Annotated in this window: 8 protein-coding genes and 2 pseudogenes; 3 read left to right on the top strand and 7 right to left on the bottom strand. The window is 36.5% G+C overall.

From position 1 onward, the window contains the following. The first annotated feature begins 213 nt into the window (after positions 1 to 213). Complete coding sequence (locus AB4185_RS20705) at positions 214 to 1,173, top strand: peptidoglycan DD-metalloendopeptidase family protein (protein WP_229647822.1); 960 nt, start codon at positions 214 to 216, stop codon at positions 1,171 to 1,173. 530 nt (positions 1,174 to 1,703) lie between these two features. Then, positions 1,704 to 2,930, top strand: coding sequence for a tyrosine-type recombinase/integrase (locus AB4185_RS20700; RefSeq protein WP_086714117.1), 1,227 nt, complete (start codon positions 1,704 to 1,706; stop codon positions 2,928 to 2,930). A 770-nt stretch (positions 2,931 to 3,700) separates the two neighbouring features. On the opposite strand, the gene AB4185_RS20695 is transcribed toward AB4185_RS20700, so the two are convergent. Both AB4185_RS20695 and AB4185_RS20690 read right to left on the bottom strand, forming a co-directional pair. After that, on the bottom strand, positions 3,701 to 4,471 hold the full coding sequence (locus AB4185_RS20695) for a TerC family protein (protein ID WP_086714118.1): 771 nt from the start codon (positions 4,469 to 4,471) through the stop codon (positions 3,701 to 3,703). Between the two features lie 280 nt (positions 4,472 to 4,751). Beyond that, a pseudogene (locus AB4185_RS20690) lies at positions 4,752 to 5,260 on the bottom strand (transposase); the annotation flags it as partial. Positions 5,261 to 5,412: 152 nt separating this feature from the next. On the opposite strand from AB4185_RS20690, the gene AB4185_RS20685 reads away from it, so the two are divergent. After that, positions 5,413 to 6,339: a LysR family transcriptional regulator gene (locus AB4185_RS20685; protein WP_228761174.1), complete on the top strand. Its 927-nt coding sequence runs from the start codon at positions 5,413 to 5,415 to the stop codon at positions 6,337 to 6,339. A 694-nt stretch (positions 6,340 to 7,033) separates the two neighbouring features. Here the strand turns inward: AB4185_RS20685 and AB4185_RS20680 are convergent. The 5 genes and pseudogenes from AB4185_RS20680 to AB4185_RS20660 form a co-directional block, all read right to left on the bottom strand. Continuing rightward, positions 7,034 to 7,360, bottom strand: coding sequence for a hypothetical protein (locus AB4185_RS20680; RefSeq protein ID WP_229647823.1), 327 nt, complete (start codon positions 7,358 to 7,360; stop codon positions 7,034 to 7,036). Positions 7,361 to 7,388: 28 nt separating this feature from the next. Then, positions 7,389 to 7,946, bottom strand: a complete 558-nt coding sequence (locus AB4185_RS20675; RefSeq protein WP_086714128.1) for an AbiV family abortive infection protein — start codon at positions 7,944 to 7,946, stop codon at positions 7,389 to 7,391. A 73-nt stretch (positions 7,947 to 8,019) separates the two neighbouring features. Continuing rightward, the gene (locus AB4185_RS20670) at positions 8,020 to 8,745 is read right to left on the bottom strand and encodes an EAL domain-containing protein (protein WP_086714120.1); all 726 of its coding nucleotides are present in this window, start codon (positions 8,743 to 8,745) and stop codon (positions 8,020 to 8,022) included. 704 nt (positions 8,746 to 9,449) lie between these two features. Beyond that, on the bottom strand, positions 9,450 to 10,241 hold the full coding sequence (trpC, locus tag AB4185_RS20665; RefSeq protein ID WP_086714121.1) for an indole-3-glycerol phosphate synthase TrpC: 792 nt from the start codon (positions 10,239 to 10,241) through the stop codon (positions 9,450 to 9,452). 206 nt (positions 10,242 to 10,447) lie between these two features. Next, a pseudogene (locus AB4185_RS20660) lies at positions 10,448 to 11,373 on the bottom strand (alkene reductase). Positions 11,374 to 11,494: the final 121 nt, after the last annotated feature.

Below are 11,494 nucleotides of genomic sequence, written 5' to 3'. Positions count from 1 at the left end.
AGATTTTCTCAACATGACATAATAACTACTTATAAAGTACAGTTTAGCTAAATCAAAAGGTGAAATGTTTGTTTTTTATCTCTCTAAAAACACACCCTATACCTTTAGCTAGTCATTACGAAGGAATGAACTAAAATAACATGCAAAAAAAACAAATAAATATTATGATCTAATTCTTATTTTTATCCATTAACCGAATTTTATTGATAATTTATGTATTTGAAAATAAATAGCCATTTAAGTCGCCGTACCCTTTCCTTTGGCCTTTTGATGGTTTTTTTGATCGTTTCAACAGCCATATCGCTAAGCTACAATCATTCAAATACTGATAAAAAACAGGCACCTAAAATAGCCAAGCCCAAAAGCATTCATATTCCAACCCCAGCTCCGACATCTGAAATGGTTTCAGGGGTTGTGAAATACTCTTTTGTCAGTTCTATACTATCCTCTGGTTTGACGAACAATGAATTAAAATCACTATTGAGTCTATTAGGTGATAATTTTGACATTATTAAATCAGTTAACAACGGTGATAAGTTTTCAATAAAAACCCAACATGATGGTACAAAAACAGAATATGTCAGTGCTTTTTACTATTTAGGTAGTGATATAGAATTTTTTGCTATGAGAGGGGCGGATGATAATATCTATAACGAAAATGGATATAAAATAAACAATGACTATGTATTCCCTCTTGCTAAGCATTATCGAGTGAGTTCATCATTCGATTTAAACAGGAAACACCCTATAACGAATCGAATTGCACCTCATTTTGGAACGGATTACGCGACACCTATTGGCACAGAGATTCATTCGTTGTCCAACGGTGTCGTTTTGAAGTCTCGATATAACCGTTTCGCAGGTAACTACTTAACCATAAAACACACTGATGGAAACTATGCGCGCTACCTTCATCTTTCAGAAAGACATGTCTTAGCTGGGGAATACATCACTAAAGGTCAGATAATCGGTCTTACTGGGAATTCAGGCCGAACAACTGGACCTCACTTGCATTTAGAGCTTTCGGTTGCTGGAGTACCAGTTAACTTCGAACAATATATCAACGCAGACAAAAGCTACAACGACCAATTTATATACATTGCTCAAGCTGAACGTAAGCAGCTAATAAAAAGCCTAGCTCAATCTGTACAATCAAACCAACCTCCAACATAGAGTTCCCCTAGTAATATTCGATTTGCCTTTGAGGCAAACCAAGCAAATACTCGCATTATTTATCTCTGAATAGGAGACTCAGATAACGCGTTGTCTCACTAACTCATTTCAAGTTGTTAGCAGTTGAATCAAAGACTTAGCCGCATAAGTACTGCGTTCTAAATTGTAACTTAATAGTCAATTTCAATTGAACTCCCAAGAATCTTTGCGCAAATGTCTTTTTCTGTAGTTCTTCTAGGCGATATAGCGCTTTACACGCCCTATCGAACCCTTACAATGTGCAGCAAATATATTTATCAAGGTTTATCTCTATGTCTATTCAATGGTTTCCGGGTCAACTGAATTAAAATTCCAAGAACAACCAATAAATACCAAAATCAACACAAAATCAATCATTTAAATAGAGAAACCATCCCAGGACATTCCAGTAAATCCCACTCCAATTCAACATTTTGGTACCCCACCCGGTACCCCACCAGACTAGTTTGCTATACAATGGTCTCTATTTTCTCATCTATGTGATTATGATTATGGCTAAACGGATTACAGATACATCAATAAAAGCGCTCGTTATCAAAGACAAGGAATATACCTACACTGTTGAAGAGGGCTTACAGCTCCGTATTCGACCTAAACGCTCTAGTGCAGGAACTGGAACGAAAGCCTGGCAGTTTAAATATCGTCACCCTGTAACGCGAAAAGTAACCAAAATTTCGATGGGAACCTATCCTTCTTTACGACTGGCAGCCGCCAAATTAGAAGCAGCAGAGTATCGGAAACAAATTGCGGAAGGTTTAGACCCTAAGCGCCTTAAAGAAGATAAGAGAATTGAAGAGCTGCGTAAGCACAACGATAACTTTCTTGCTGTTGCAACGATGTGGTTTGAAAGAAAACGTAAATCTGTTAGCCCCTTTCATGCAGAACGAACCTGGAGAACATTGGAGAAATACGTATTCGACCATTTAGGCGCACTTCCCATAAGTGAGATCAGTCGACGTTATGCTATTGAAACACTGAGACCATTGGAAACCGACGGTAAACTATCAACTATTAAAAGAATTTGCCAAAGTCTAAATCAAATAATGGAATACGCTGTCGCAAGCGACGTCATAGCAGCTAATCCCCTAACAAAAATGATCCATTCGTTTGAGAAACACCAAGTTGAAAACATGCCCACTATACGCCCAGAGCTTTTAGGCGAATTTCTGTCTCGCTTGTCACAGAACGAAAACATCCAAGATAAAACCAAACTACTTCTACTGTGGCAGTTACATACCATCGCTCGCCCAAAAGAGGCGGCCAGAGCGCGCTGGAAGGATATTGATCTTAAAAATAATTGCTGGACTATACCTGCTGAAGAAATGAAGCGTAGGCGTGAACACAAAGTACCTCTAACCGAACAAGCAATAGATATTCTTAAATACATTAGAATTCAAAGTGAAAATAAGGAGTTCATCTTCCCGGGAGAACGAGACCCAAACAGTCATATAAGTATCTATACGGCCAATGCAGCTTTGAAGCGTAGTTTAGGGTTCAAAGATGAACTTGTAGCACATGGATTGAGGTCCATAGCTTCTACCGCGTTACATGAACAAGGGTACGATACGCTTCATATTGAGGCTTGCCTATCACACATGGACAAAAATACGACAAGAGCAAGTTATAACAGATCTGACTTTTTCGAAAAAAGGAAAGTGCTCATGCGCTGGTGGAGTGAGTATATAACGCAAGCGCATAGCAGCGATAGAATAACGTAAATGAGGTGGTTGAAATTTAATAACTCTAGTTAACTTTCGGGAGCACTCTCTATTTTAAAGAGGCCAAAACATAGAGAATAGCTGGAGTGACCCAACAACGTCTGCAGGTAAATTAAGCAACTATATAAGCGAGCTTAGGATGGTTCTGCCATATGGCAACTACTAATCTATGCCCGCAAACACATTTAATGTACGTAAAGAAAATGGGAAACAACTTCCTCTGAAAAACCAAAACTGTTTGAACGCTAGTCCAAAGGACAATAACTTAAGCAAACGAAACTAACGTGGGAAAATAATTCCGCACACCATTTTATTATGCCTTAAGGCTTGAGCGCAATGTTCAATATGCGTCCACACGTCAAATAGCATAGCATTAACAGGACAGAAACTCATGGTAGTACTTCTTGTTTCTTTGGCGAGAAGAGCATACCATTTTCAGCAGTTGGCTGCCTCTTCTACACCTTTTCATGAATGTCGCACTTATTATCTAAATCGGGTATAGAAGCTAGAAGACCAAGTGGATACCAAGAACACCGAACACAAATTATGGTAAAAAGAGACTTTGATTACTACCTATAAGTTACTGCACCGACAACTGCCATATTAAATAAATAATGGGTTGTCTCCAGTAAACAAAGAAAAACCGGCCTAAATTAGAACCTAAGTCTATTGAACACCCCACCAAAAATAAGTTCAATCAGTTAAGTGGAATGAGTCGTAGTCAATTCCACTTCTACTTGATAACCTCGTCAATGCAGAAAATTATATTATTATAACGTCATCTGATTCGCTTTAGACTTAAGTACTTTAATGCGATGGATAATTAACGTTCTCTTTTGTTTGTTTTTTATTTGTATATGACATAATTCAAGCGCAAGACCAAACACCATAGCAAAGTATACATAACCTTTATTAATATGAATTGCTAACCCTTCGGCCATCAACAATCCGCCTAAGAGAACCAAAAACAATAAAGCCAGTGTCTTAAACCCGGGATAACGCACAACCAAATTGTTTATTTTTTCCGCGGTCAAAATCATAAAAACAGCGGAAGTCAAAATAGCAGCTACCATAACAGGTATTTCAGACGTTAAACCAACAGCGGTTATAACTGAATCCATTGAAAAAACGGCATCTACCGCTACGATCTGAAGGAGTACTACAGCCAGTCCAGCCTTGGCACGAGTTGAGTAAGACGATGGTGTATGCTTCAACCATGACCAAAGTTCTTTACCACTTTTAACCAACAAGAATCCACCGCCCATAATCATAATTATATCTCGTCCGGTGAACGTTAAATCGGCTAAACTCAACAAAGGGTGAGTAAGAGACATCACCCAAGAAATAGAAAAGACCAAACCTATTCTGGTTAAAACGGCTAAACCGATCCCCAAATTACGTGCGGTTTTACGCTGCTCTACGGGAAGTCGCTCACACAGAACAGAAATGAAGACAACATTATCGACACCCAAAACGATTTCAAGAATCAGTAAGGTTGTAAATACTACCCAGATTTCGGGTTGTAGAAAGAGTTCTAACATTGTCTTGCCCTCTCAATAAAAGAAGACGATTGAATACAACGGCACCTAAAGGAGTCGTCCATAGAAATAAATTACCTCTTTGTTAACGGTTAAAAATTAATTTCTAATATCTTTTCGTTACGAATAATAGAAACAACCAGTAATAACTCAGCTAAATAATAGCTTATTCACGCACCTCGATTAAGACAATAAAAATCACAACACTTAGTCCAATGAAGACCCAATAGATCGACCTAATGATTTAAATCAACAACTTTGCCACAGAGCTACATAGGGGTCATAGAACCAATACGGCTCTCTTAATCTTAATCGCAGCGTGACAAGCTGTCGTGTAGTAAGTGCCATCACCAGACACCTCAAGGATGCTTCGGTGTGTTTGTTTAAGTAAGTTCGGGAGTGCTTCTCCATCTGTAACCGTCGATAAACTTAGCTTAGCTGCAATAATTTCATGAGTGTTTGTCTAGACTACAATATGAAGCTTTCGCTAAACTCTACGCTTGCCATCCATCCCGTGTTTTTGACTTTCCATTCGTCTTCGCCATAAACCTTAAGGCCAGTTGCATCAATGGTTAGGTGTTGGTATCGCTCCTCTCGTTTTAGTCTTAAATGAGACCTCAACTTGCTTTGTTCGATAAATCCTTGCAGAGATCTCAGTGGCATAGAAAACACTCGTTTCACTAAAAGCGTTGTCGTGATGGCCAAATCACTGTACCGACGTGATCTCCAGCGCTTATTCGGTTTACTTCGCGCCCACCTGATTATCACCTCTTCATCACTCCAAAAAGTCAGAATCGAATGAAGCTATTTATATTGTTGTTATTTGTGTAAGAAAGATAACTGATTTTCATCCTAAACCGACATGAGTAAATTAAATAATTCACAGACACCAATTAAGTCCGTATAATTATAAATACAAAGTCAACATGGGAATTAATGGTATAATGAAAAGCCATATTATTGAAATTCGCCACTTTATTACAGTAGCTCAACTAGGTAGTTTTACGCTTGCGGCCCAAGCTCTCGGTATGACAGGCTCAGCCTTAAGTAAAAGCGTTCTTCGACTAGAGAAGCAACTGGGTACAAAACTACTGCATAGAACGACTCGACGCATCGCATTAACCAATGATGGAGATTCTTATTTTGCAGATTGCCTTAAGGCAATGACGATTTTAGAGGAAGCTGAAAAGCGATTAAACAACCAACAATTACTGCCTTCTGGACGTGTTCGTCTCGACTTACCAGCTGTTCTCGGTAGAAGAGCAATTTTGCCCAAGTTGCTAGAATTAACGTCCAAGTTCGAGCAATTAGATTTATCAATCACCTTTAATGACCGTCCTACTGATTTAGTCAGCGACGGGATTGATCTTGCGATTCGAGTTGGCCACTTAGAAAACTCAGGCGATATTGTTGCGCGTAAAATTGGGGAGCAAAAAAGGGTGATATGCGCTTCACCCTCTTATTTAGCTACTCGAGAGCGTATTACCAAAAAAGAGGATCTCGCCCAACACGATTGCATCGTCGGTTGGCCTATAGGACAAAGGCATAGTTGGTTATTAAAGAATAAAAAAGGTATGAATGAATCGTTTCATATTGATGCCCGCCATGAAATAGCCGATTGCGAAGGTATCTTACAGTCAGCTTTATCTGGCACGGGTTTAGCGCAATTACCTGTCTGGCTAGTTCAAGAGCATATTGAGAAAGGACATTTATCCCCGGTATTGGAAAATATCTCAGGTGAAAGTTCACCAATAAGTGTAATTTGGCTTAAGACACCTTATATTTTACCAAAAATTAGAGTCATCATAGATGAACTCGTGGCTTTAGCGAGCTCTCACCCAAATATTTTCAATGCTTCATTAGACGAATAAACCACTCATTTTTAGTAAGAATAGTTGTACAACGTTATATATTTCTCTATCAAGCCCACTTACTGGTAACCCAAATAAAGTGGGCTCCCAATAGTATCCATAACTATTATCTCTTAAAATCTTATTAGCTGTCGTTTGATAGAGAAGCTGCGATCATTTTTTAATATTAAACAGGATTTTTCAATACAGTAATTTAGAGCCCCACATTCAGGCCTCAATTTTTACGTGTGACAATTTAATAAATGGTTTTCTGTGCTGATAAGAGCTTGGTGGTATAGTCATGCTCTTGATAAATAAAGTTCACTTCATTCGAGCATTGCTATTTATTAATATAACGATAGCTATACTTTTATGCCTCCCTCTATCTTGACATAGAAGTCTGAACTCGCGCCCAATCTATTTTCTCTTCTCCAATTGGAACTGGGAAAGATCAAAGCCGTCAATTAAGCTTAAGAAGTAACAGTATTAAATGGTATTTCCTTTATTCTTGAACATCAATCACCGACATTATGGCAGGAGCCTTATTAATATCAACACTTGGACCTGCATTGGCAGTTACAATCATAGTCTCGCCTAAATATTATTTAGCTAAAGAGATTAGTGGAATGAGTAATAATAATCCCATATACTTGAGTAAGTAAGGCTTTAGCTTTATTTTCATATTTTTATCGTGATTAATTTATATTTTCAATCATTAATTATTCAGATTTTCGTGTAGTTCTCTAATCTCAGAAAACAAAGAGACTGTAGTTTCCATACTATCTTGGTTAGTCACTACTGATATTATATCGTTACAAAAATTGTATTTTGACATGATCACGCCGCCCCGATGTGTCGAAAGGTCGTTTTCGATCTTACTATTTGTATCAATTAGCCCCCAATCAGCATTTCGATGACGTTGAAAAATTACCCACAAGTTTGCCCCTATATTTCTATCTAACAAACCATTTATACCATTTGATATAATAACAGTCCCTAAATCAAAATTGGTGGCATTACAAAAATATTGTCCACTTCCCAAAATTAACCCCATAAAATAAAATGTCAAATTATCCGTTATCTCTAGCGCTTTTTAACCATAATTCAACCTCTTTATACAAACTATCAATTGAGTCACAAATAACTGATGACTCGGATGTAACCCCCCAAAACTCGTTACTAAACACACTAATTACTGTAATAAAATACTCAGCAGTAAATATAATATCAAATTTATCCAAAGGTGAATTTAACCCATCCTTATCTCTATTAAGAGTTAATATTTCCTTATCAAAATTTACCCCTAATGCGTATCTATGAAAAATGTCTTTCACACGATCATCACTAATAATTAATGCTAATCTTTTAGCCACACTAGAGTTAAGACCGAGCAAAGTATCATGTTTTTTGGTGCTCTTAACTAAGTTTATACGTTGCTCTTCTACACTTGAACCTCCGTATATTTCAATTTGCCATTTTTTAATCTTCGATATCTCGTCAAATACTGAACTTAGAATAATAGAACTAGATACATACTTCTTCGAAAGAAAAAGTACGTAAGCTGACTCTATCAGTTCACCAACGTAAAAGATTGCCAAATTATACTCTTTACGACTTAAATGCTTCATAACACTAGCCATTATTTCCTAATAATAAACGTTCCAAAAAGATCCCACTAATTAAAAATTTCATATAAAAAAGTCAAACATTTCTTAATGAAAGATTAAAATTATTTATTTCATTAATAGGCATTGGCTTCCCAAAGACAAAACCTTGGAAATTAACCACACCCAAATCTAATAAAAATTTTAGGACTTTTTCATCTTCGATCCCTTCAGCAACTGTTTCAATATTTAACTCTTTATGCGTAAACTCGACAAGCCACTTTAAAACTTTTCTTTTTTTTTCACATTTTAAAATATCATTGGTTAAAAATCTATCCAACTTAATTACATTAATATTCTCAATATTAATTATTCTTTCTAAGGATGTATAATCTCTTCCAAAATCATCAAGAGCTAACCTTATAAAGGGAAATTCTGAGGTCAGGAAATTCATAACTTTATTTACTTTAGAAAAATCGTTTACTCTTGAGCTCTCTAATAATTCAAGATCCAAACTAGCACAATTAAAACCATCAAAAATTTTGTTTTCTGAAATTTTAAAAAATTCAAAAAAGGAAGGGTGTACATTTACACTGATGTTTTTATTTGAGAAACAACTCTCTTTTTTTAGGCTATCTCTTAACAACCTAATAATGAATATATCAAACTCATAGTTATCTTTACACTTTTCAAGTATATCAAGGGGAACATTATAAACCCCATTTTTTTTACAGCGTAACAAAGCCTCATAGCCGTATATGGAGAAAGTACCGTCCTTCTTAGCAGCTACCTTAGGTTGATAAAAAAAGACCAAGTCATTCATTATGATGAATGCACCTCTAAAAAAATTATCATAGTTGTACTTACAATAACCTATTAACTTCTTTGATAGAACTTAAAGAAATACAATTCTCTTAGTCCTAACAAGACCTAATTAGAGTTCAAAACTTGATACATAAAAAATGAACGTTTGAAATATTAACTTGCAAAGCCATAAACAACCATTTTGACAACATCGAAAACACTCCACCAAGTAATAAGGTTCCTATTCTAACCAGAGAAGTGGCACAAAGCGTTAACAGCAAGGCTGGTTTATAGATAACGGTAAGTCGCTGATCTAGTCAAGCTGAAGAGAAATAGCAGCTACATTATCAAAGTTTTTCGGTGGCTTGCTGAACAAGATTATCGTCCATTGTGAGCCTAGCAATCGAGACTGCACTAAAAGCAATCCAAACATGATAACCAACGATAGTGAGATAAATTATGAATCGTAAAGTAATTAATTAGGTAAGCTTAGAAAATAAAGTTTCGATCAAAAGAATGCCACTCTCCTTTGATCGGGCCATGCCTCCCACATCTGCACTTATGGTGGTTATTTCCTCTAAAAGTAAGAACCACCGGCATAGACGGTGGTTTTAAAAGCCAACAAAAAACTGATGCTATCGTTATACGTTTGTTTAAAATAATCTTTAGAAATCATACTTTGTACAAATAATAATCGACTTCTCATAGAGCAACAATAATTCTTTAGATACCTTCAATTAACTCTTTAACTGCATGTGCTACGTCATCTTTCCGCATTAAGCTCTCCCCCACTAGAAAACTATTAAAACCTGATTTTCTTAGTCTCAGGCAATCGTCATTAGTAAAAATACCACTTTCACTAACTAACAATTTATTTTTGGGCGTCATTTTTGACAAATGCTCACTAACGTTGAGGTTCACCTCAAAAGTTCTGAGGTTACGGTTGTTTATCCCTAACAGAGGAGACTCTAACAATAATGCTCGCTCCATTTCTTCTTGATTGTGAACTTCAATTAGTACGTCCATCCCAAGTTCAATAGCCAAACCTTCGAAATCTTTAACTTGCGAGTCACTCAAAACGGACATTATTAACAATATACAATCGCTTCCCCAAGCTCTAGATTCATATATCTGATAATAATCAAATATAAAATCTTTTCGCAACACAGGTAACTTGCAGGCTTGGCGCGCATGAGCCAAATAATCTAAAGAGCCTTGAAAACTTGGCGTGTCCGTCAGAACTGATAAGCAAGCAGCACCACCTACTTCGTAACCATCTGCTAATGTTGCCGGATTAAAATCTGACCGAATCAACCCTTTAGACGGACTGGCTTTTTTTATTTCTGCAATTAGACCAAACTTTCCTTGTTGTTCTTTGTTCATTAATGCTTTGACGAACCCACGCGTTGGTGGCTGGTCAAGAGCTATTTCCCTAACCTCTTTTTCTGGACGCGTTAATTTCGCGACCTTAATTTCTTCAAGCTTATAATTTTCTATCTTTTTAAGTATATCCATAATAACGTTTCCTTAATATAATCCATAGTAGTTTCCATATAAAAACCATTTTAACATAAAATCAAATCATCATTAGTTGTCATATGTACCGTAAGATGCTAATAAATATCAATTTAATAAAATAAAAAATAATCAACCAATCCTATTCTACCAATTGTGAATAAAGTTTAGAGTTATATTTACAAAATTTCTAATTATTCTTAATTCTATTCAGTAAGTTGGAGGGGGGGCATAAACAGTGGACCGAACCCTACCATATCAGTTAAATCAGACTCTATTGCTATTCTGGCCTGTTCGGAATGATATCGACCAGTAGAAATTATTATTCCTTTATATAAATCTCGAATAGCTATTTTAAACTCTATAGGGATTGCTGGGTCATCACCCGAATCAAATTCATCTATATGAATATAGACAACTCGCGATTTATTGAGAGATTTAACTGCTGATATATAAGTTTTTGCTGTATTTTTATCGACAGCTCCGTTTAGAGGTGCAAATGGAGCCAAGCGACCCCCTACACGGTCTTTTCCTATAGCACTAATAAGAGTATCAACAACCACATTCAAAAAAGCAGGCGATTCTCTGTAAAACCTTCATACTCATAAACGAAGGTATTGCCCTCTGATTCTATGAATTGATGAGCGAAATAGCCATTTTCTACATGTAGTTCGACACCATCAAAGCCAGACGTCATAGCAGTCAAAGCAACTTGTCGATACTTTTCAGCGATGTCGAAAATACTGTTTGTAGTTTCTTTTGGTATTGCTGCCCCGACAAACTCCTGATTACGATTTTTAGTATCAACAAAAACCTTAACACTATCTTTTTTGACTACGGAAGAAGTAATAGATTGTCCACCATCGATATTTTCGGGGTGACCACCGTACCATAATTGAGCGAAAATCACGCCACCACTTTTGTGAACTGAATCAGTGATTTTTTTCCATTCCATAATCTGTTCTTGAGTATCGAGAGCAGAAGGCAACGAATACTCTTGTTCTTTCGGATAAAACAGATTTCCCACAGCGATTCTCAATCCCGCAGATGAACGTCGAGAATAATATGTTGCCATCATATCGTTAACGAAGTTTCCGGATTTAGTGGCTTCAGAAAATGCTACAGGTGGCATAACGATACGATTTTTTAAAACAATTGAACCTAAATTAATAGGATGCAATAACACATCAACCATATCAATCCTTTCTTTTAATATCAAAAATTTAAATGCCTATTATTAAATTGACATAAAA

Source organism: Vibrio sp. 10N.286.48.F5, assembly GCF_041469785.1.
Classification (GTDB): Bacteria; Pseudomonadota; Gammaproteobacteria; order Enterobacterales; family Vibrionaceae; genus Vibrio; species Vibrio crassostreae_C.
This window is presented reverse-complemented; position numbering and strand designations above follow the sequence as displayed.

Bases quoted from the DNA above. Each gene is read 5' to 3' on its own strand.
- AB4185_RS20705 (WP_229647822.1), top strand. From the start codon at position 214: ATGTATTTGAAAATAAATAGCCATTTAAGTCGCCGTACCCTTTCCTTT.
- AB4185_RS20700 (WP_086714117.1), top strand. From the start codon at position 1,704: ATGGCTAAACGGATTACAGATACATCAATAAAAGCGCTCGTTATCAAA.
- AB4185_RS20695 (WP_086714118.1), bottom strand. From the start codon at position 4,471: ATGTTAGAACTCTTTCTACAACCCGAAATCTGGGTAGTATTTACAACC.
- AB4185_RS20685 (WP_228761174.1), top strand. From the start codon at position 5,413: ATGAAAAGCCATATTATTGAAATTCGCCACTTTATTACAGTAGCTCAA.
- AB4185_RS20675 (WP_086714128.1), bottom strand. From the start codon at position 7,946: ATGAAGCATTTAAGTCGTAAAGAGTATAATTTGGCAATCTTTTACGTT.
- AB4185_RS20670 (WP_086714120.1), bottom strand. From the start codon at position 8,745: ATGAATGACTTGGTCTTTTTTTATCAACCTAAGGTAGCTGCTAAGAAG.
- trpC (WP_086714121.1), bottom strand. From the start codon at position 10,241: ATGGATATACTTAAAAAGATAGAAAATTATAAGCTTGAAGAAATTAAG.